The 22,450-nt window shown below is 55.5% G+C and carries 18 protein-coding genes; 3 read left to right on the forward strand and 15 right to left on the reverse strand.

Translation table 11 applies throughout. From position 1 onward, the window contains the following. The first annotated feature begins 56 nt into the window (after positions 1–56). The gene (locus tag AC0TOY_RS12675; RefSeq protein ID WP_024908219.1) at positions 57–1,061 is read left to right on the forward strand and encodes a chemotaxis protein; all 1,005 of its coding nucleotides are present in this window, start codon (positions 57–59) and stop codon (positions 1,059–1,061) included. Between the two features lie 92 nt (positions 1,062–1,153). On the opposite strand, the gene nuoN is transcribed toward AC0TOY_RS12675, so the two are convergent. The 14 genes from nuoN to lrhA form a co-directional block, all read right to left on the reverse strand. Beyond that, positions 1,154–2,611, reverse strand: coding sequence for an NADH-quinone oxidoreductase subunit NuoN (nuoN, locus tag AC0TOY_RS12680; RefSeq protein ID WP_061714719.1), 1,458 nt, complete (start codon positions 2,609–2,611; stop codon positions 1,154–1,156). A 6-nt stretch (positions 2,612–2,617) separates the two neighbouring features. Further along, positions 2,618–4,147, reverse strand: a complete 1,530-nt coding sequence (gene nuoM / locus AC0TOY_RS12685) for an NADH-quinone oxidoreductase subunit M (RefSeq protein ID WP_024908970.1) — start codon at positions 4,145–4,147, stop codon at positions 2,618–2,620. 76 nt (positions 4,148–4,223) lie between these two features. Continuing rightward, a complete protein-coding gene (nuoL, locus tag AC0TOY_RS12690) occupies positions 4,224–6,065 on the reverse strand; it encodes an NADH-quinone oxidoreductase subunit L (RefSeq protein ID WP_024908969.1) in 1,842 nt (613 codons plus the stop codon). Beyond that, positions 6,062–6,364: an NADH-quinone oxidoreductase subunit NuoK gene (gene nuoK / locus AC0TOY_RS12695; RefSeq protein WP_003861496.1), complete on the reverse strand. Its 303-nt coding sequence runs from the start codon at positions 6,362–6,364 to the stop codon at positions 6,062–6,064. The genes nuoL and nuoK overlap by 4 nt, the downstream gene beginning before the upstream one ends. Beyond that, entirely contained in the window at positions 6,361–6,915 is a 555-nt protein-coding gene (gene nuoJ, locus AC0TOY_RS12700) for an NADH-quinone oxidoreductase subunit J (protein ID WP_008500212.1), read from the reverse strand. The genes nuoK and nuoJ overlap by 4 nt, the downstream gene beginning before the upstream one ends. Positions 6,916–6,925: 10 nt before the next feature. Beyond that, positions 6,926–7,468: an NADH-quinone oxidoreductase subunit NuoI gene (gene nuoI / locus AC0TOY_RS12705; RefSeq protein ID WP_003861491.1), complete on the reverse strand. Its 543-nt coding sequence runs from the start codon at positions 7,466–7,468 to the stop codon at positions 6,926–6,928. Between the two features lie 13 nt (positions 7,469–7,481). Then, the gene (nuoH, locus tag AC0TOY_RS12710) at positions 7,482–8,459 is read right to left on the reverse strand and encodes an NADH-quinone oxidoreductase subunit NuoH (protein WP_008500211.1); all 978 of its coding nucleotides are present in this window, start codon (positions 8,457–8,459) and stop codon (positions 7,482–7,484) included. Beyond that, the gene (nuoG, locus tag AC0TOY_RS12715) at positions 8,456–11,179 is read right to left on the reverse strand and encodes an NADH-quinone oxidoreductase subunit NuoG (protein ID WP_024908968.1); all 2,724 of its coding nucleotides are present in this window, start codon (positions 11,177–11,179) and stop codon (positions 8,456–8,458) included. The genes nuoH and nuoG overlap by 4 nt, the downstream gene beginning before the upstream one ends. Positions 11,180–11,234: 55 nt before the next feature. Then, positions 11,235–12,572: an NADH-quinone oxidoreductase subunit NuoF gene (gene nuoF / locus AC0TOY_RS12720; RefSeq protein ID WP_008500209.1), complete on the reverse strand. Its 1,338-nt coding sequence runs from the start codon at positions 12,570–12,572 to the stop codon at positions 11,235–11,237. Next, the gene (nuoE, locus tag AC0TOY_RS12725; protein WP_006176513.1) at positions 12,569–13,069 is read right to left on the reverse strand and encodes an NADH-quinone oxidoreductase subunit NuoE; all 501 of its coding nucleotides are present in this window, start codon (positions 13,067–13,069) and stop codon (positions 12,569–12,571) included. The genes nuoF and nuoE overlap by 4 nt, the downstream gene beginning before the upstream one ends. Positions 13,070–13,071: 2 nt before the next feature. Further along, complete coding sequence (gene nuoC / locus AC0TOY_RS12730; protein ID WP_023312537.1) at positions 13,072–14,874, reverse strand: NADH-quinone oxidoreductase subunit C/D; 1,803 nt, start codon at positions 14,872–14,874, stop codon at positions 13,072–13,074. Between the two features lie 89 nt (positions 14,875–14,963). Next, complete coding sequence (gene nuoB / locus AC0TOY_RS12735; RefSeq protein WP_003861482.1) at positions 14,964–15,638, reverse strand: NADH-quinone oxidoreductase subunit NuoB; 675 nt, start codon at positions 15,636–15,638, stop codon at positions 14,964–14,966. Between the two features lie 15 nt (positions 15,639–15,653). Then, positions 15,654–16,094, reverse strand: a complete 441-nt coding sequence (nuoA, locus tag AC0TOY_RS12740) for an NADH-quinone oxidoreductase subunit NuoA (protein WP_006176516.1) — start codon at positions 16,092–16,094, stop codon at positions 15,654–15,656. Positions 16,095–16,725: 631 nt separating this feature from the next. Then, on the reverse strand, positions 16,726–17,664 hold the full coding sequence (gene lrhA, locus AC0TOY_RS12745) for a transcriptional regulator LrhA (RefSeq protein ID WP_021241557.1): 939 nt from the start codon (positions 17,662–17,664) through the stop codon (positions 16,726–16,728). A 938-nt stretch (positions 17,665–18,602) separates the two neighbouring features. On the opposite strand from lrhA, the gene alaA reads away from it, so the two are divergent. Both alaA and yfbR read left to right on the forward strand, forming a co-directional pair. Continuing rightward, positions 18,603–19,817, forward strand: a complete 1,215-nt coding sequence (gene alaA, locus AC0TOY_RS12750; RefSeq protein WP_008500204.1) for an alanine transaminase AlaA — start codon at positions 18,603–18,605, stop codon at positions 19,815–19,817. Between the two features lie 94 nt (positions 19,818–19,911). Beyond that, positions 19,912–20,511 carry a 5'-deoxynucleotidase gene (gene yfbR / locus AC0TOY_RS12755; RefSeq protein ID WP_024908967.1) on the forward strand — a complete coding sequence of 200 codons (600 nt, stop codon included), beginning with the start codon at positions 19,912–19,914 and terminating at the stop codon, positions 20,509–20,511. 80 nt (positions 20,512–20,591) lie between these two features. Here yfbR and AC0TOY_RS12760 read toward each other — a convergent pair whose 3' ends face one another. After that, entirely contained in the window at positions 20,592–22,424 is a 1,833-nt protein-coding gene (locus tag AC0TOY_RS12760) for an SLC13 family permease (protein ID WP_024908966.1), read from the reverse strand. Between the last annotated feature and the right edge of the window lie 26 nt (positions 22,425–22,450).

The following is a 22,450-nucleotide window of genomic DNA, read 5'->3' on the forward strand; positions in this document are numbered from 1 at the left end:
TTTTCCCTCAGGATGCCGATAACGATTAAAAGGTCAGCATTTCTCTCGAGGGTAGAATGGATAATTTCCAGAAAGATATTGATGACAGGGCGAATCTGACCCTGTCGAACCGTTTTGAACTGTTGCTGTTCCGTCTTGGCACCTCTCTGAACGAAAATAAATCTGAGCTGTTTGGCATTAACGTCTTTAAGCTGCGTGAAATTGTGCCGATGCCGGAGTTCACGAAACCCGCCGGGATGAAGTCACCGCTGATGGGAATGGTGAATATTCGCGATCAGGTGATCCCGGTGATTGACCTGGCCGCCGTGGCGGGCTGTAAGCCCACCACCGGGCTGAACATTCTGCTGATCACCGAATATGCGCGCAGCGTGCAGGCGTTTGCCGTGGAATCGGTTGAGAACATCATGCGTCTGGACTGGAAGCAGGTGCACGCGGCGGAAACCGCCGTCAGCGGCCGCTACATCACCAGTATCGCGTGTCTTGACGAGAAGACCGATACCAACGATCTGGCGATGGTGCTGGACGTTGAGCAGATCCTGTATGACATCACCCCGGCCAATCACGATCTGCACGCCACGAACCTGAAGACCACCAAATTCCATATCAAGCCAGGCGCTGTCGCCATCGTCGCGGAAGACTCCAAAGTGGCGCGCTCGATGCTGGAGAAAGGTCTGCAGGCAATGGAGATCCCGGCCCAGCTGCATATCACCGGCAAAGAAGCGTGGGAGAAAATTGGCGTGCTGGCGGCACAGGCCCAGGCTGAAGGGGTTCCCATCACCGATAAGATCGCGCTGGTGCTGACCGACCTCGAAATGCCAGAAATGGACGGCTTTACGCTGACGCGCAAAATCAAAACCGACCCGGTACTGAAAGATATTCCGGTAGTGATCCACTCTTCCCTTTCCGGCAACGCCAACGAAGACCATATTCGTAAGGTGAAGGCGGACGGGTATGTGGCGAAGTTTGAGCTGAACGAGCTGTCGTCAGTGATTGAGGAAGTGCTGGACCGCTCGATGAAGAAGATTGACGGGCCGTTGATTAGCCGGAAGCAGCTGGCTTAAGCATGGTGCGGGCTGGTGCCCTCACCCCGGCCCTCTCCCACGGGGAGAGGGAGAAAACCATAAAAAAACCCGCCGAGGCGGGTTTTTTGTCTTTACATTAATGGCATTGCTCGCTGCACGATCTCAATCAGCGGTTGCGGATAGATACCGAAGATGAGCACCAGCAGCGCGGAGATAAGCACTACGATACCACCGGCGCTGTACTGCCAGTTGGTTGGGGCATCGCGGTTGAGCTGCTGAGGTGCGCTCAGGTACAGGCTCACGGCCACGCGCAGGTAGTAGTAGAGACCAATCGCGGAGCCAATCACCACGCCCGCAGTCAGCCACCACAGGTGCGCCTGCACACCGACGGCCAGCACGTAGAACTTACCGATAAAGCCGAGCGTCATCGGAATACCTGCCAGAGAGAGCATCATCACCGTCATCACCGCAGACAGGATCGGACGGTGCCAGAACAGACCACGGTAGGAGAACAGTGAATCGGCATCCGGACCACGATACGGGCTGGACATCAGGCTCACCACGCCGAAGGCGCCGAGGCTGCTGAACAGGTAGCCGGCCAGATAGACGCCCACGGCTTCCATCGACATCTCACCGCTCTGCAGCGCAATCAGCGCCACCATCAGGTAGCCCAGATGAGAGATAGACGAGTAGCCCAGCAGACGCTTGATGTTGGTCTGGCTCAGCGCCATCAGGTTACCGAAGATGATGGAGACGAACGCGATAATGCCCAGCACCACGCGAACCGCTTCGCTGTCACCTACCGGTGCGTACAGGAACAGACGCATGACCACACCGAAGATAGCGATTTTGCTCGCCGTCGCCAGGAAGGTCGACACCGGAGCCGGAGCGCCCTGGTAGACGTCTGGCGTCCACAGGTGGAACGGCACCAGAGAGAGTTTAAAGCCAAGGCCAACGATCATCATGCCCAGACCCGCCAGCAGCAGCGGCTCATGCAGCATGCCGTCACCGAGGCTCTTGCCGAGCGCCATGAAGGAGAGGTTACCGGACTGTGCATACACCAGCGCAATACCAAACAGCAGGAACGAGGACGCCGCCGCAGACAGGATGGTGTACTTGATGCTTGCTTCCAGGGAGCGCTTCTGGCGGAAGGCGTAACCAATCAGACCGAACAGCGGCAGAGAGATCAGCTCAATGCCGAGGAACAGCGCGGCCAGGTGGTTCGCATTCGCCAGCAGAATGCCGCCCAGCGCGGCAATCAGAACCAGCAGGTAAAACTCTTCTTTGTTGTCGTTGTAGCCTTCGAGCCACGGGTACGCAAAGGTACAGGTTGCCAGGCTCGCCAGCAGCACCAGACCGGTATACAGCATGGCGTAACCGTCAACGCGCATCAGCGGGGTGACGTCCATCGCCCCACCCTGACCAACAAACCAGAGAGAGACTAACGCGGCGTTCAGGCCGATGACCGACAGCGTGGCATTCAGGAAGTGATTGCGTCGCCACGCAATGGAGAGCATCACAACCACCACCGTCAATCCGACGATCAGCAGCGGTAGCAGCGCGATCAGTTGTTGTGGAGTTATTGTCATGGCGAATTACGGCCTTGTAGTAGAAACAGAATTAACAAACCACTGCTGGATATTGCCCATCGCGCTGTGCGAGGTATCCAGAATCGGCTGCGGGAAGAAGCCCAGCAGCACCAGCAGTACGACCAGCAGCAGGATGATGAACAGCTCACGCAGCGACATCCCCGGCAGTTCTTGTGCAGCAATTTCGCTCTTCGCTTTACCGAAGTACGCGCGGTGCAGCATCGCCAGCGAGTAGACGGAAGCGAACACCAGACCAAAGGTGGAGATCACGGTAATCACCGGTACCACTTTGAAGCTGCCGAACAGAATCATAAATTCGCCGACGAAGTTACCGGTACCCGGCATCCCCAGAGTCGCCACCGCGAAGAACATGGAGAGCGCTGGCAGCCACTTAATTTTGCTCCACAGACCGCCCATCATACGCATGTCACGGGTGTGCAGACGTTCATACAGCTGGCCGCACAGGATGAAGAGACCGGCTGCGGACAGACCGTGCGCAATCATCTGGATCACCGCCCCCTGGTACGCCAGCTGGCTGCCGGTGTAGATAGCAATCAGCACGAAGCCCATGTGGGAAACGGAGGTGTAGGCAATCAGACGCTTGATGTCGTACTGCGTGAAGGCCATCCAGGCACCGTAGAAGATACCGATCACACCCAGCCACATGGCAATCGGTGCGAATTCTGCGGAGGCGTTCGGGAACAGCGGCAGAGCGAAACGCAGCAGACCGTAGGCCGCCGTTTTCAGCAAGATGCCCGCCAGGTCAACGGAACCCGCCGTTGGTGCCTGAGAGTGCGCGTCTGGCAGCCAGCCGTGCAGCGGAACCACCGGCATTTTCACCGCGAAGGCGATGAAGAAGCCCAGCATCAGCAGGTATTCAACGCCGTGGGACATTGGCGTCTTCAACAGTTCTTCGTAGTTGAAGGTCCAGGTTCCGGTCGCGTTATGGTGAACAAACACCAGCGCCAGAATGGCAATCAACATCACCAGACCACTCGCCTGGGTATAGATGAAGAACTTGGTTGCCGCCGTGATACGCGTTTTACCGTCGGACGCCTTGTGGCCCCACAGCGCGATCAGGAAGTACATCGGCACCAGCATCATCTCCCAGAAGAAGAAGAACAGGAACATGTCGATGGCAAGGAACACGCCGATCACGCCGCCCAGGATCCACATCAGGTTCAGGTGGAAGAAGCCCTGGTATTTTTCGATTTCACGCCAGGAGCAGAGTACCGCCAAAACACCGAGCAGACCGGTCAGCACCACCATCAGCAGCGACAGACCGTCAATCGCCAGGTGGATCGTAATGCCGAAACGTGGGATCCACGGCAGGATGAACTCAGACTGCCACTGCGGAATGCCCGCAGACTGGGTCAGTGAGTAACCGCCCTGCAACCACAGTTGCAGGCCAAGCGCGAGCGTCAATCCCATGGTGATCAGCGCAATCCAGCGCGGCATCTTCACGCCAAAGCGTTCAGTCTGCCAGCACAGGAAGCCGCCGATGAAGGGAATTAATATTAGCCAGGGTAGTAACATGGCGATTTACATTCCTTTTTAAGGCCCCCAGTAGGGGCCTGATTTTCAACGAATTCGAATAAAATTCACTTAACGATCAACGCAACACCATCAGCAGCGCCAGCACGACAACCGCACCGATGCTCATGGACGCCACATACCAGCGCAGGTAACCGTTCTCGCTGTACAGCAGGCCTTTACCTGCAAAGCGGGAGAGGATCGCCGGGATATTCATCAGGCTGTTCAGTGGGTCGCGCTTCACCAGCCACGCAATGCCCAGGAACGGCTTAACGAAGATCATGTCGTACAGCCAGTCGAAGCCCCACGCGTTGTACCACCAGGTGCCCAGCAGGCGGCCTGGCGCACTGTTGGCAACGGCAGTCACCAGCGTACGTTTGCCCAGCCACAGCCATGCCGCGATCAGGATGCCCGCGATAGCGACCACACCGGAGGTGATTTCAAGCGTCAGAACGCGACCGTGCTCAAGCTCGGTGGTGTCTGGCAGTACGCCCTGCAGCGGCGGCACAATCATCGCGCCAACGAAGGTGGAGAGTACCAGCAGCACAATCAGCGGCAGGTGATGGGTGATCCCCTTCCCTGCGTGAGCGTGAATTTGTTCTTTACCGTGGAATACGATGAAAATCATACGGAAGGTATACAGGGAGGTCATGAACGCACCGACCAGACCCGCAACCATCAGATTGATATGACCATTCGCCATGGCACCCGCAAGGATTTCGTCCTTACTGAAGAAGCCCGCGGTGATCAGCGGCAGTGCCGCCAGCGCCGCGCCGCCCACCAGGAAGCAGACATACACCAGCGGAATGGACTTACGCAGTCCGCCCATCTTGAAGATGTTCTGCTCGTGATGGCAGGCCAGAATCACCGAACCGGATGAGAGGAACAGCAGCGCTTTAAAGAACGCGTGCGTCATCAGGTGGAAAATGGCTGCGTCCCACGCCTGAACGCCCAGCGCCAGGAACATGTAACCAATCTGGCTCATGGTGGAGTACGCGAGGACGCGTTTGATGTCGGTCTGCACCAGCGCGGCAAAGCCTGCCAGCACCAGCGTGACCGCACCAACGATACCCACCAGATGCAGAATTTCCGGAGTCATCAGGAACAGGCCATGGGTACGCGCAATCAGGTAGACGCCTGCGGTTACCATGGTCGCGGCGTGGATCAGCGCGGAAACAGGAGTTGGACCCGCCATCGCGTCGGCCAGCCATGTCTGCAGCGGCAGCTGCGCGGATTTACCCACAGCACCACCCAGCAGCATCAGCGTTGCCCACCACAGCATGTTATTGCCTGCGGCGAAGTGCGCTGGCGCCAGTTCCACCATTTCGCGGAAGTTCAGCGTGCCCAGTTCGTTGTAAAGAATGAACAGCGCGAAAGCGAGGAAGACGTCACCCACGCGGGTCACGATGAACGCTTTCATGGCCGCTGCGCCATTCTTCGGATCGGTATAGTAGAAACCGATCAGCAGGTAAGAACACAGACCCACGCCTTCCCAGCCCAGATACATCAGCAGCAGGTTATCGGCCAGGACCAAAACCACCATGCTGGCGATAAACAGGTTGGTGTAGGCGAAGAAGCGGGAGTACCCCTCTTCACCGCGCATATACCAGGAGGCGAACATGTGGATCAGGAAGCCAACGCCGGTAACCACGGAAAGCATGGTCAGCGAGAGGCCGTCCAGCACCAGGTTGAAACCGATGTTGAAATCACCGACCGACATCCACGTCCACAGCGGCACGCTGAAAGGCTGACGCCCGTTGTTAAAGAAGTCGATACCCGCATACGCTGTCACCAGCGCGGCCAGGCCAACAGAGCCCATGCCGACGGTTGCAGACAGATTCTCAGACCAGCGGCCGCGAGAAAACGCCAGCAGCACGAAGCCAATCAGCGGAAAAATAATGGTTAAGGCAAGCATGTTCATCCACGCAACTCACTTACTGAATCGATGTTCAGATTCTGGCGGCGACGATGGAGCTGCAGCAACAGCGCCAGGCCAATACTCGCTTCGGCAGCCGCGAGGCTGATGGCGAGAATGTACATCACCTGACCATCGGTCTGGCCCCAGTAGCTTCCGGCGACCACGAAGGCCAGCGCGGAGGCGTTAATCATGATTTCCAGCCCGATCAGCATAAACAGCAGATTGCGGCGGATAACCAGACCGGTCAGACCCAGAACGAATAAAATCGCAGCGAGGATCAGTCCATGTGTTAAGGGGATCATGCGCGCTCCTCCGTTTTTCTTTTCGCGCGGTCGTCAGTGCGGTTGCTCAGCACCTCGCCAGCACGCTCTTCGCGGCCAACGTGGAAAGCCACAACCAGACCTGCCAGCAGCAGCATTGAGGCCAGTTCCACTGCCAGAACGTATGGGCCAAAGAGCGTGATACCGACCTCTTTCGCGCCAATCGGCGTGCCGTCGATGCCCTGATCGTTAACACCCAGAATGGCGTAAACGATCACCACCAGCATGATGGCCGACAAAATTGCCGGGCCGATCCACACCTGCGGTTTTAACCACTGACGTTCCTGCTCAATTTCAGAGCCGCCCAGGTTCAGCATCATCACCACGAACACGAACAGCACCATGATGGCCCCGGCGTAGACGATGATTTCCAGCGCACCGGCGAAGTGCGCGCCCAGTGCGAAGAACACCCCGGAAATGGCCAGCAGCGAGATGATTAAGTACAGCAGCGCATGCACCGGATTGGTGTGCGTGATCACTCGCAGCGTAGCCAGGATGGCGATAAGGCCACAGATATAAAAAGCGAATTCCATTGCCCTCTCCTTACGGTAACAGGCTCTTGACGTCGATAGGCTTAGCTTCGTTCTCTGCTTCGCCCTTATCTTTGCCGTCGATTGCCATACCCGCCATCCGGTAGAAGTTATATTCCGGGTATTTGCCCGGACCGGAAATCAGCAGATCCTCTTTCTCGTACACCAGGTCCTGACGCTTGTACTCACCCAGCTCGAAGTCTGGAGTCAGCTGAATCGCCGTGGTTGGGCACGCTTCTTCACACAGACCGCAGAAGATGCAGCGTGAGAAGTTGATGCGGAAGAACTCAGGGTACCAGCGGCCGTCTACCGTCTCGGCTTTCTGCAGAGAGATACAGCCTACCGGACACGCTACCGCACACAGGTTACAGGCAACGCAGCGCTCGGAACCGTCCGGGTCGCGCGTCAGCACGATACGGCCACGGTAGCGCGGCGGCAGATATACCGGCTCTTCCGGGTACATCCGGGTTTCGCGTTTGGCAAACGCGTGCAGGCCGATCATCCAGATACTGCGTACCTGGGTACCGAAGCCTACCAGTAATTCTTTTAAGGTCATGGTCTATTGCCCCTTATGGCTGCTGCCAGAGAATGACAGCGGCCGTTACCAACAAGTTGACGAGCGTCAGCGGCAGGCACACTTTCCAGCCGAAGGACATTACCTGGTCATAACGCGGACGCGGTAACGCTGCGCGAATCAAAATGAACATCATCATGAAGAACGCGGTTTTCAGCGCGAACCAGATGAACGGCGGTAAGAACGGGCCATGCCAGCCACCGAAGAACAGCGTTACCATCAACGCGGAAATGGTGACAATACCGATGTACTCGCCCACGAAGAACAGACCGAATTTCATACCGGAATATTCGATGTGGTAACCGTCGGCCAGTTCCTGTTCGGCTTCTGGCTGGTCAAACGGGTGACGGTGACACACTGCCACGCCCGCGATGGCAAAGGTAATAAACCCAAAGAACTGCGGAATAACGTTCCAGATGTCGGCCTGGTTGTTGACGATGTCGGTCATGTTGAATGAACCGGCCTGCGCCACCACGCCCATCAGGGAGAGACCCAGGAACACTTCGTAGCTCAGGGTCTGCGCGGAAGCACGCATCGCACCCAGCAGCGAGTATTTGTTGTTACTGGACCAGCCTGCGAACAGGACCGCGTAAACCGCGAGGCCTGCCATCATCAGGAAGAACAGAATGCCGATGTTCAGGTCAGCGACCACCCAGGTCGGGCTGACCGGCACGATAGCAAACGCCAGCAGCAGCGAGGTGAAGGCGATCATCGGTGCCAGAGTAAAGATCACGCGATCCGAGAAGCGCGGGATCCAGTCCTCTTTAAAGAACATCTTGATCATATCCGCGACCAGCTGGAGTGAACCACCCCAGCCCACGCGGTTCGGTCCGTAACGGTTCTGGAACAGACCGAGCAGACGACGTTCACCAAAGCTCATGAACGCACCGCAGGTGACCACCACCAGCAGGATAACAATCGCTTTCAGAATGCTCAGCAGGATGTCGATAAGATCCGGCGTTAACCAACTCATGCTTTTGCCTCCTGCAGATTATCAAGACGCGCACCCGCCAGAACCGGCGCGATGCCAGGCATACCCATCGGCAGACCGACCTGCCCTGCTGTCAGGCTTTCAGAAATAATCAGCGGCAGGCTGATGGTCTGGCCGTCATAGCTAAAGGCGATGTTCGCACCCGCGTTAACGCCAAGCTTCGCGGCATCCGCCGGGTTAAGCTTGATGTACGGCTGCGGCATACGGGTCTGGAAGACCGGTGAACGCTGGGACAGCTCGTCGCTACCGAACAGGTGGTAGTACGGCGCAATACGCCAGCTACCGTCCTGCGCCTGGAAGCTCGCCGGTACGGTGGTGAAGAAGTCCAGACCGGTTTCGGAAGCTTCAATCAGACGCACGCCCGGATCGCCGTGGCGCAGGGAGCCGCCCACTTCAGCCTGGAACTTGTTCCACGCCTGCGGGGAGTTCCAGCCCGGTGCCCATGCGAACGGGATTTGCGAACGCGGTGCAGACGGCTGGTTGTTCCCTTCCATGGAGAAGGCGAACATGGTGTCTTTATCCTGAGGCTGGCGCGGTTCGTGCACGCTGATATTGGCGCGCATTGCGGTACGGCCGCTGTAACGGTGCGGTTCACGCGCCAGTTTCTGGCCGCGAATGCGGAAGCTGGCTTCAGGCGCGGCATCTTTAATGCCTGCCAGCTGAGGCAGTTTTTCCACCACCGCGTCGATAACGTGGTCGAGCTGCGTCCAGTCCACTTCACGGCTCTGCACGGTGCTGTGCAGGGAGTGCAGCCAGCGCCAGCTTTCCAGCATCACGGTGTTGCTGTCGTAGTACGCCGGGTCATAAACCTGGAAGAAACGCTGTGCGCGGCCTTCGTTGTTAATAACCGTACCGTCGCTTTCTGCGAAGCTTGCCGCAGAGAGCACCAGGTGCGCTTTGTCCATAATCGCGGTGCGCTGATGGTCAATGACCATCACCAGCGGCGCTTTGGAGAGCGCGGCGTCAACGCGAGCGGCAGAGGCGTGGCGATGCAGGTCGTTTTCCAGCACCACAACGGCGTCAGCAGAACCGGATTCCAGTTCACTTAACGCAGCTTCCAGCGAGCCACCGCCGATCATGCCCAGACCAATGCTGTTCACCGCACGGGCAATCATGGTCACGCCAACGTCCGCACCGCGGCCTTTCAGGGCTTTGGCCACATTGGCTGCCGCCTGAATGATCTCAGCGCTGCCGGCGTTGGTCCCGGAAATAATCAGCGGTTTCTTCGCACCTGCCAGGGCCTGAACAATCACGTCAACCTTGTTCTGCAGATCGCGATCCAGTTCTACCGCCGGAGAGTTGCTGTCCAGCGCGTGGGCAATGGCAAAGCCAAGGCGCGCCTGATCTTCAACCGGTGCGCAGTAGGTCCACGCCGCGATGTCGTCCAGACGGGTGTTGTCGACGTTGGTCACAAACAGAGGATGCTTCGCGCGCTGACCGATGTTCAGGATCGCCGCAATCTGCCAGTCAGCCACTTTCTGCGCCGCTGCCATTTCACGTGCTTTACCCTTCACCGCCTGACGAACCGCCAGAGCCGCGCGTGCGCCCGTCTGCGTCAGGTCTTCACCCAGCACCAGAACCGCATCATAGGATTCGATTTCGCGCAGCGCAGGGGTATGAATACCGCCTTCACGCAGCACTTTCAGTACCAGCTGCAGACGTTCCTGCTCGCCCTGGGCGATGCCGGTATAGAAGTTTTCCGCCCCGACCAGCTCGCGCAGCGCGAAGTTGCTTTCGATGCTGGCCCGCGGGGAGCCGATACCGATCACTTTCTTCGACTGGCGCAGAATATCTGCCGCGCCCTGCATCGCCTGTTCAGCGTTCAGGGTAATGAAGTCGTCGCCACGGCGCTGAACCGGCTGACGCGGACGGTCTTTCAGGTTCACATAGCCATAGCCGAAACGACCGCGGTCGCAGAGGAAGTAGTGGTTAACGGTACCGTTGTAACGGTTTTCGATACGGCGCAGTTCGCCGTAGCGCTCACCCGGGCTGGTGTTACAGCCGAGGGAACACTGCTGGCAGATGCTTGGCGCAAACTGCATGTCCCATTTACGGTTGTAACGCTCGGAGTGGGTTTTATCCGTGAATACGCCGGTCGGGCAGATTTCTACCAGGTTACCGGAGAATTCGCTCTCCAGCACGCCGTCTTCCGGACGACCGAAGTAGACGTTGTCATGCGCGCCATACACGCCCAGATCCTGACCGTCTGCATAGTCTTTGTAGTAACGCACGCAGCGGTAGCAGGCGATGCAGCGGTTCATTTCGTGAGAGATGAACGGCCCCAGGTCCTGGTTACGGTGGGTACGCTTGGTAAAGCGATAGCGACGGAAGCTGTGACCGGTCATCACGGTCATATCCTGAAGGTGGCAGTTACCGCCCTCTTCACAAACCGGACAGTCGTGCGGGTGGTTGGTCATCAACCACTCCACCACGCTTTCGCGGAACTGTTTGGCTTCTTCGTCATCAATCGAAATAAAGGTGCCTTCGGTGGCTGGCGTCATACAGGACATCACCAGGCGACCACGCGTGTCTTCCGCGTTTTGATATTGCTTCACCGCACACTGGCGGCAAGCACCGACGCTGCCCAGCGCCGGATGCCAGCAAAAGTACGGAATATCGAGGCCAAGAGACAGACAAGCTTCCAGCAGGTTGTCCGCCCCGTTGACTTCGTATTCTTTGCCGTCTACATGAATCGTAGCCATTAGCATGCTTCCAGTTGGCTCGGTCGAAACCGAGCGTTAATCAAAATTCTTGTCGTTACCAGCGCGCTTTAAGCAGGTTCGGCTGAATCCCATTGATTGCATGGGTATTGCTGAACGGCTGCTTGATGCCTGCTTCGAACTCGTCGCGGAAATATTTGATCGCGCTCTGCAGAGGTTCGACGGCACCCGGTGCGTGGGCACAGAAGGTTTTACCCGGGCCTAAGAATCGACACAGTTGCTCAAGCGTCTCGATATCCCCAGGCTGGCCTTCGCCACGTTCGATTGCACGCAGGATCTTCACGCTCCACGGCAGACCATCACGGCACGGTGTACACCAGCCGCAGGACTCGCGGGCGAAGAACTCTTCCAGGTTACGCACCAGCGAGACCATGCCGATCTCGTGGTCGACGGCCATCGCCAGCGCCGTACCCAGACGGCTGCCTGCTTTACCAATGCTTTCGAATTCCATCGGCAGGTCAAGGTGGGCTTCGGTCAGGAAGTCAGTCCCTGCCCCACCCGGCTGCCAGGCTTTGAATTTCAGGCCATCGCGCATGCCGCCCGCGTAGTCTTCAAGAATTTCACGTGCGGTAGTACCGAACGGCAGTTCCCAGACGCCAGGATTTTTAACGCGACCGGAGAAGCCCATCAGCTTGGTACCGGCATCTTTGCTTGAGGAGATGCCCTGATACCACTCCACGCCGTTGGCGAGGATAGCCGGAACGTTACACAGGGTTTCGACGTTGTTTACGCAGGTCGGTTTACCCCATACGCCGGAGCTTGCCGGGAACGGTGGCTTGGAACGCGGGTTCGCGCGGCGGCCTTCCAGGGAGTTAATCAGCGCGGTTTCTTCACCGCAGATGTAACGCCCGGCGCCGGTGTGCACGAACAGTTCGAAGTCAAACCCGGTGCCCAGGATGTTTTTACCCAACAGGCCCGCTTCGGTGGCTTCGGCAATCGCACGACGCAGGTTTTCCGCCGCTTCGATGTACTCACCGCGCAGGAAGATGTAGCCACGGTACGCTTTCAGCGCAAACGCGGAGATCAGCATGCCTTCCACCAGCAGGTGCGGCAGTTGTTCCATCAGCAGGCGGTCTTTATAGGTGCCCGGCTCCATTTCATCGGCGTTACACAGCAGGTAACGGATGTTCATGGATTCGTCTTTTGGCATCAGGCTCCACTTCAGACCGGTGGAGAAGCCCGCACCGCCGCGCCCTTTCAGGCCAGACTCTTTAACCGCGTTAACGATGTCGTCCGGCGCCATGCCGCCAAGGGCTTTACGCGCGCCGGCATAGCCGTTTTTGCTCTGGTATTCGTCGAGCCATACCGGCTGTTTGTCATCGCGCAGACGCCAGGTCAGCGGATGCGTCTCAGCAGTACGAATTACAGTTTTCATTTGTACTGCTCCAGCAGGTCAGGAATCGCTTCCGGCGTCAGATGGCTGTGAGTGTCCTCATCAATCATCATGGTCGGCCCCTTGTCGCAGTTACCCAGGCAGCAGGTTGGCAGCAGAGTAAAGCGTCCATCGAACGTGGTCTGGCCCGGCTTGATATTGAGCTTCTTCTCAATCGCAGCCTGAATGCCCTGATAACCGGTGATGTGGCAGACTACGCTGTCACAGTAGCGGATCACATGGCGGCCTACCGGCTGACGGAAGATCTGGCTGTAGAACGTGGCTACGCCTTCTACGTCACTTGCCGGAATACCCAGCACTTTCGCGATCTCATAGATCGCCCCATCCGGCACCCAGCCACGCTGTTTCTGTACGATTTTCAGCGCTTCAATGGACGCCGCACGCGGGTCTTCGTAGTGGTGCATCTCGTGCTCAATGGCGGCACGTTCTGCTTCACTCAGCTCAAAAGCCTCGGTTTGTGGTTGTTGATTCTCGTGCATAATTAGCGGTCCACATCTGACATAACAAAGTCGATACTACCCAGATACACAATCAGGTCGGAGACCAGACTGCCGCGGATGGCGGACGGGATCTGCTGCAGGTGCGCAAAGCTCGGCGTACGCACGCGGGTACGGTAGCTCATGGTGCTGCCGTCACTGGTCAGGTAGTAACTGTTAATACCCTTGGTCGCTTCAATCATCTGGAAGGATTCTTGCGCCGGCATGACCGGACCCCAGGAAACCTGCAGGAAGTGGGTGATCAGGGTTTCGATATGTTGCAGCGTGCGCTCTTTCGGTGGCGGCGTCGTCAGCGGGTGATCCGCCTTGAACGGGCCTTCCGGCATGTTGTTGAGGCACTGCTCAAGGATGCGCAGACTCTGGCGCAGCTCTTCTACTTTCAGCATCACGCGGGTGTAGCAGTCGGAAACACCGCCGCCCACCGGGACTTCAAAGTCGAAGTTCTCATAGCCAGAGTAAGGACGGGCTTTACGCACGTCGAAATCAATACCGGTCGCACGCAGACCTGCACCAGTCGTCCCCCACTCCAGCGCTTCTTTCGCGCCGTAGGCAGCAACGCCCTGGGAACGGCCTTTCAGGATGGTATTGCGCAGCGCGGCTTTCTCGTAAGAGGCCAGACGTTTTGGCATCCAGTCGAGGAATTCACGCAGCAGACGGTCCCAGCCGCGCGGCAGATCGTGCGCCACACCGCCGATACGGAACCAGGCCGGGTGCATACGGAAACCGGTAATCGCTTCCACCAGATCGTAGATTTTCTGACGGTCGGTAAAGGCGAAGAAGACCGGGGTCATCGCGCCGACGTCCTGAATGAAGGTGGAGATATACAGCAGGTGGCTGTTGATACGGAACAGCTCTGACAGCATGACGCGAATCACGTTAACGCGATCCGGCGTAACGATACCCGCCAGTTTCTCAACGGCCAGCACGTATGGCATCTCGTTGACGCAGCCGCCGAGGTACTCAATACGGTCGGTATAAGGAATGTAGCTGTGCCAGGACTGACGCTCGCCCATCTTCTCAGCACCACGGTGGTGGTAACCGATGTCAGGTACGCAGTCGACAATCTCTTCGCCATCAAGCTGAAGAATAATACGGAATGCACCGTGCGCAGATGGGTGGTTCGGACCGAGGTTAAGGAACATGAAGTCCTCGTTGTCGGTACCGCGCTTCATGCCCCAGTCTTCCGGTTTGAAGGTCAGCGCTTCCATCTCCAGATCCTGCTTGGCTTTGGTCAGCTCAAACGGATCGAATTCGGTGGCACGTGCCGGGTAGTCTTTACGCAGCGGGTGGCCTGTCCAGGTCTGCGGCATCATGATGCGCGTCAGGTGCGGGTGGCCGTCAAAGGTCATGCCGAACATTTCCCAGGTTTCACGCTCGTACCAGTTGGCGTTCGGGAAAAGTTTGGTGATCGTCGGCAGATGCATGTCGTTTTCAGACAATGCCACCTTGAGCATGATATCCGTATTACGGTCTATTGAGATCAGGTGGTAGAAAACGGAAAAATCCGCAGCAGGGAGACCCTGGCGGTGGGTACGCAGACGTTCATCCATGCCGTGTAAGTCAAACAGCATGACGTACGGTTTTGGCAATTTCTTGAGGAAATCGACAACTTCCAGCAATTGCTCACGCTTCACCCAAACAACGGGTACCCCGGTGCGGGTAGCCTGAACAGTAAAGGCATCCGGCCCAAAACGGTTGCGCAGTTCGCCAATGACTGGGTCATCCAGATGATCCCGGGTCTGCCAGGCGGCTTCTTGCGCGGTTAAGTCGGTCATATTGTTCACCATTGCAAATGGTCCGTGGTGACTGTTGAGCCTGGCTTCGCGCTATTTGAGTAGTGATATGCGAAGGTGTTCTCCAGGCCTACAGGCGCAAATTAAATTTCGTCAGGCGTACGCAGATTGGTGACGGCAATACGTTCACCACGTTTACGCTCGCGCTCAGACTGCATGTTCGCGCGATACACACCCTGATCGCCAACAACCCACGACAGTGGGCGACGTTCTTTACCGATAGACTCCTGCAGCAGCATCAGCGCCTGCATGTAGGCTTCCGGACGAGGCGGACAACCCGGGATGTACACATCCACTGGGATAAACTTATCTACGCCCTGCACGACGGAATAGATGTCGTACATACCGCCAGAGTTTGCACATGCGCCCATGGAGATAACCCATTTAGGCTCCAGCATCTGGTCATAAAGACGCTGAATAACAGGTGCCATCTTGGTAAAGCAGGTACCGGCTACCACCATCAGGTCAGCCTGACGTGGTGAAGCACGCAGTACCTCGGCCCCAAAACGCGCAACGTCATGCACCGCAGTGAATGACGTCACCATTTCAACGTAGCAGCAAGAAAGGCCAAAGTTGTACGGCCAGATGGAGTTCTTACGACCCCAGTTGACCATATCGTGCATGGCATGTTCGAGTTTGCCCATGTACACGCTTTTATTGACTTCTTGCTCCAGGGGGTCGGTTACGATCTCCTGTTTTTGCAGGGGGTAACGGTCATTCTCACCGTTAGGATCTATGCGGGTGAGCGTATAATCCATCTTATTGCCTCGCTGTTACTGCTGACGATTAGAGATACTGTTTTCCGGGTTGATGTGTTCACGACGTGAACGCGCAGGCGTCCAGTCAAGCGCGCCAATACGCACCAGATAAACCAGACCGGCCAGTAGCACTAAAATGAAAATTGCGGCCTCGACAAAGCCCACCCAACCACTTTCGCGAATGGAGGTCGACCATGCGAAAAGGTAAAGCGCTTCCACGTCGAAGATGACGAAGAACATGGCTACCAGATAAAACTTGGCAGACAGGCGTAAGCGAGCGGTACCTACTGAATCAATACCTGATTCGAAAGGTGTGTTTTTGTGCCTTGCACGGGCGCGACCGCCCAGGAACCAGCCGCCGACTAACATCAGGCAGCACAGGCCAATGGCTACAATAAGAAAGATTGCGAATGCCCAGTGATGAGCGATGACTTCTGTGGATGTTGACATACTCATTGCTTACTCATCAAAAGTGATACCAACGACACTGCTCTTGCTGGCAGATGGGCATCACATCGATTCATGGGGAGGAACAAATAACCTTACACTAACTGTCATAAATGAGACGTAGACAGCAAAATGATGGGGTTTTTTACTCCTTTCTATAACCTATTGTCAACTTTAACAAAGGTTTCTTCACATTAAATTACATCGAGCGATTCTCATTAACATTTGGTGCCCTTTAACCCTGGTGGGTGCATGACTTTCCGTCAAATGTATGTTGTTGAATCGTGTCCGTTTCGGAAGTAAAAAAAATAACCCTCCTATTTTGACAGGATTTGCCAACGATTCCTCCCCCCAAATAGGAGTATTTTCTTGATCTGTGACACGCTTTTGTTAATTCAACCAGGAAATCGGCAACATATTTCCTGTTTTTTTAACATGGGAGGTAGGTGGTTGAAGTTAGAACGGAAAACGGACAAGTTTTAAGCAAAAGCATTTAGCATATTGATAAATATGAAGTATCCTGAAAACCCATGCGCCATAAGCGGATATTTTTGCTAAAAAAAAGCCACTGCATGTGAAAATCACACGAGTGGCTTTTTTTTTACACTTACATTTTGTTACCAGAATTTTGAGCTATCGATCACTCGAAATCCCCTTCAACGATCAGGGAATCATCCCCCCCTTCGGAGGTAACGCGTTCGAACTGCCACGGGTTATGGTAGTTTTCCATCGCCTCGAACACCACTTTGGCCAACTCGTTATGGCTGGACGAATTGTGGCAGAGCAGATACTCCGTATCCGGCAGCGCAGGAAGACCATCGGATTTTCCCAGGACGCGCAGATCGGGGCTCATCATCTCAACCGGACGGGCCGTCACACCCAGACCGGCCTTCACGGCGGCACGGACCGCTGGCAGCGTGGAAGCCACATACGCCAGACGCCACGGAATGTTGGCCTCATTCAGCGCCGTGAGCACCATATCGCGGAACGGGCTCGGGTCATCCAGTAAGACCAGTGGAACCGGCTCCCCTTTTTGCAGCACATATTCGGCCGCGCAATACCAGTGCGTAGGCGATGTACGCAGCGTCAGGCAGTCAAACTGCCCGGGACGATGCGTGGTGACCACCAGGTCGACTTTATTCTCATTTAACATCTCAACCATAAAGGCATTACGCTTTACGCTTACGTCCAGCGCAAGCTTCGGATAAACCGAACTAATACGATTGAGAAGAAACGGCAATATAGTATCCGCCGACTCATCAGATGCGCCTAACGTTAGCACCCCTTGAAGGTTGCTAAACATTAATGACATACATGCTTCATCATTAAAGCGAAGAATTTTCCTGGCATAACCCAGAAGCTGAATACCGTGTTCCGTTAAGAGCTTATTACGCCCATGACGCGCAAAAAGCTCTTTACCAACCAGTTGCTCCAGCCGCTGCATTTGCTGGCTGACGGCAGACTGAGTTCGGCAAACGGCGGCAGCAGCGGCTGCAAAAGTGTTGAGATCGGCGACCGCAACAAACGTTCTCAGCAGATCGAGGTCGAGATTCATTATCGGACGATTTGCATTTATCATATCTATTCACTTTCAGGTTGCTCGTGCGGAGCTGCCCGGGTTGAAGCTGTGTGTGTACAGTTAAGCAATTCCCTCTGAAGATTTTCCCTCGCATCCCGGCCCGGCAGACTGCCTGACAGATAGTTATTGTGCTGCTTTATATCAACAGTCAGAAAGCACGTTTCATGACGTTATTTTTATTCTCTTAAACGTTCAGGATATTTAGATGTTCGCAGGTTTATGTAAATTACATTAAAGGTATAACACCTTTTCTGCCATCTGTATCGCAGCGCTGTCAACGTAGCAGGAGATGTTCGACACATTCCAGCCAGAGATAACTCCAACAATAACAATCAATTAATGAGGAAAACCAGTCACAGATATACAAAAAACGTGTATCTGCACTCTGCTTTCCTGGAAGACATCTTAACCCAAATCCACTTTATTTATAAGTCTTATTGCAATATTGAGGATTAAAGAAGAATGTTAAGCTTCTAAACTAATTTTATTAGAATTAACTAAAGTTGCATTTTTTAGGTTAATAATAAATAAATTTTAATTTAGATTAAGACCATTCATTAATGGCACTTAACATTAATTTCACATGAGTAACTTTTAGCCACAGCATGCTATTACAGAAACAGGTATCAAGCATTCAGGTTTAACGAAATGTCACTCAGGGTGATTGCCACCTTTGTCCCGCTTCCCACCTATTTTTACCAGCACAATATACACAATTTTGACAAATTAATAGCACATTTAACCCAATATGGCACCGTGCGCACAACTTTAAGCCAGCATAAAAGCATACACCCAGAGAAAAAGATTTATCAAAATTTTGCTCCCGGCACAAAATCTTCTACTGCACACCCTTCAAAACGAAGCGAGGGGGGAGTACATTATTCCGTGCTGACTTCCACGGCAGGGAGTGGCAATCATAGCGAAAAGGTTAAAGGTTCATGTCCCCTATCGAAAAATCCAGCAAGCTAGATAACGTCTGTTATGACATCCGCGGCCCGGTTCTAAAAGAGGCAAAACGCCTTGAAGAAGAAGGCAACAAGGTTCTGAAACTCAACATTGGTAACCCAGCGCCATTTGGTTTTGAAGCGCCGGATGAAATTCTGGTTGATGTGATCCGCAACCTTCCGACTGCACAAGGCTATTGCGATTCAAAAGGACTTTACTCCGCACGTAAAGCCATCATGCAGCACTACCAGGCACGCGGTATGCGTGATGTTACCGTTGAAGATATCTATATCGGCAACGGCGTCTCCGAACTGATCGTGCAGGCGATGCAGGCACTGCTGAACAGCGGTGACGAAATGCTGGTACCCGCGCCGGACTATCCGCTGTGGACGGCAGCCGTGTCACTGTCCAGCGGTAAAGCGGTGCACTACCTGTGCGACGAGTCCTCTGACTGGTTCCCGGACCTCGATGATATTCGCGCGAAAATTACGCCCCGCACGCGCGGCATCGTGATCATTAACCCGAACAACCCAACGGGCGCGGTATACTCGAAAGAGCTGCTGATGGAGATCGTCGAGCTGGCCCGTCAGCACAACCTGATCATTTTCGCCGACGAAATCTACGACAAGATCCTGTACGACGCGGCACAGCACCACTCAATCGCTGCGCTGGCCCCGGATCTGCTGACCGTCACCTTTAACGGCCTGTCTAAAACCTATCGCGTGGCCGGTTTCCGTCAGGGCTGGATGGTACTGAACGGTCCGAAAAAGCACGCCAAAGGCTATATTGAAGGGCTGGAGATGCTGGCCTCCATGCGTTTATGCGCCAACGTTCCGGCGCAGCACGCGATCCAGACGGCGCTGGGTGGCTATCAGAGCATTAGCGAGTTCATCGTTCCCGGTGGTCGCCTGTACGAACAGCGCAACCGTGCGTGGGAACTGATCAACGATATTCCTGGCGTCTCCTGCGTGAAGCCGAATGGCGCGCTCTACATGTTCCCGAAAATTGACGCGAAGCGCTTTAATATTCATGACGACCAGAAAATGGTGCTCGATTTCCTGCTCCAGGAAAAAGTGCTGCTGGTTCAGGGTACGGCGTTTAACTGGCCGTGGCCGGATCACGTGCGTATCGTGACGCTGCCGCGCGAAGATGATCTGGAAATGGCCATCAGCCGCTTCGGGCGCTTCCTCTCCGGATACCATCAGTAATCTTAAAATCAGGCTACTTCGGTAGCCTGATTTGCATCTTCCCTCCCCTCCCCGCACAATGAACGCCTGTCGCAGTGAAGACAAAAGGTACCCTATGAGTCAGAGTCATTTCTTTGCCCACCTCTCCCGCCTGAAACTCATCAACCGCTGGCCGCTGATGCGCAATGTCCGCACGGAAAATGTGTCAGAGCACAGCCTGCAGGTTGCGATGGTTGCTCACGCACTGGCCGCCATTAAAAACCGCAAATTCAACGGTCAGGTCAATCCAGAGCGCATTGCCCTGCTGGCGATGTACCACGATGCGTCAGAAGTGCTGACCGGCGATCTGCCTACGCCGGTAAAGTATTTCAACTCGCAGATTGCGCAGGAATATAAGGCCATCGAGAAAATTGCCCAGCAGAAGCTGATTGACATGGTGCCTGAAGAACTGCGCGACATCTTTGAGCCGCTCATCGATGAGCATCAGTACACGGAAGATGAAAAGTCGCTGGTCAAACAGGCCGACGCGCTCTGCGCCTACCTCAAGTGTCTGGAAGAGCTGTCCGCGGGGAATAACGAATTTTTACTGGCAAAAACGCGTCTGGAAAAAACGCTGGAATCCCGCCGCAGCGAAGAGATGGATTACTTTATGCAGGTGTTTGTGCCGAGCTTCCATCTGTCGCTGGATGAGATTAGCCAGGATTCGCCACTCTGATCTTCGCCCAGCGGTGCTGCGCTTGCAGGGCCTACGGGATTGCAGGCCGGGTAAGGCGTAGCCGTCACCCGGCAAAATACTCAGAACGGGAACAGAACCGGTATCAATACCACGCATACCACCATCACCAGCACGGTGAACGGCACGCCCAGCTTCACGAAATCACTGAATGTGTAGTTCCCCGGCCCCAGCACCAGCGTGTTTACCGGTGAAGACACTGGCGTCATAAATGCCGCTGAGGCCGCCATTGCGACCATCATCGCAAAAGGATACGGCGACACGCCCATGGATTTGGCCATCGCCAGCGCAATCGGCGCCATCAGTACCGCCGTCGCGGTATTGGAGATAAACAGACCGATAGTGGCGCACATGATAAACAGGCAGACCATCATCATATAAGGCCCATACCCGCCGCCCACGTCCATTAAGCCTTTAACGATAAGATCCACCCCGCCGGTTTTTTGCAGCGCCAGGGCGAAAGGCATCATCCCGACAATGAGAATAATGCTCGGCCAGTGAATGGCTTTATAGGCGCTTTCGGCGTCAATACAGCGGAATTTGCCCATCAACAGGCAGGCAATAATTGCCGCGACCGGATTGGGGATCTCATCGGTCAACATCAGCGCCACCATCAGCACCAGACAGAAAATTGCGTGCGGGGCCTGGCTGTGGGCCGGGGAGGCGTCGCTCTCCTCAACAGGCATGTTGAGCACCACAAAATCGCGCCCTTTTTGTCCGAGCTGGCTTATCAGCTTCCAGTTACCGACGACGAGAAATATATCGCCCAGCAGGATCGGCTCATCCACCACCGCCCCTTCCATCGCTACGCCATCGCGCTTCAGCCCCACGACGTTCAGGCCATAGCGGGTTCGGAACCCCATTTCCCGCACGGTTTTGCCCAACAGTTCCGATTCAGGGATGAGCGATACTTCGGCCATGCCAACATCCAGCGCCTGATCGGAGAAATACTCCCCGCGCAACACCATTGGTTCCAGCAGCTGTTCGCTGCAAAACTCGCGCAGATCCACGTCCGCAGTGGACATATCAATCAGGAGGACGTCCCGTGCGCGGAATTCCGACACCCCGTTGACGTTGACAATCACCCGGCGAAAACGACGCCAGCGCTCTACGCCGATCACATTCGCGCCATAGCGCTCACGCAGCTTCAGGTCGTCAAGGCGCTGCCCCACCATCGGCGAGCCAGGACGAATAGCCAGACGGCGCGCGCGCCCGGTAAGGCGGTACTCTTTAATCAAATCGCGGAAGGTGCGTCGCTTCCACCCTTCTTTATTTTTTTCCTGTTTTTCACCTTTCAGGGCAAACCGGGTCAGCAGCATGTAGACCACGCCCAATACCAGAATGACCAGCCCCAGCGGGGTGACGCTGAAAAAGCTGAAACCCTCAAATCCTTCGCGGATCAGTTCGCTGTTGACGACCAGGTTCGGCGGCGTTGCCACCAGCGTCATCATGCCGCTGATCAAACCGGCAAAACTCAGAGGCATCATCAGGCGTGACGGCGAGCTCTGCATCCGCATGGAGACGCTCAGCACCACCGGGATAAAGATGGCGACCACGCCCGTGGAGCTCATAAACGCCCCCAGCCCGGCGACGGTCACCATCAGGTAGATCAGCATTTTGGTTTCGCTGTTGCCCGCCACCTTCACCAGCCACGACCCCATGATGGTCGCCACACCGGTGCGCACCAGCCCATCCCCGATGATAAACAGGGCGGCAATGAGGATAACGTTGGGATCGCTAAATCCGGAGAAGGCTTCCGGTAGCGTGAGCGTACCGCTCAGCACAAACGCGACGATGACAAACAGGGCGACGGCGTCCATGCGTACCTTGCCCGTTGCAAAAAGAAGGATGGCGATTAAAAGCAGGCTCAGGACCCAAATCAGTTCACCGTTCACAACTTATCCTTGTCAGTGGAAGATGA

This window comes from Enterobacter sp. PL_is379 (genome assembly GCF_055817355.1).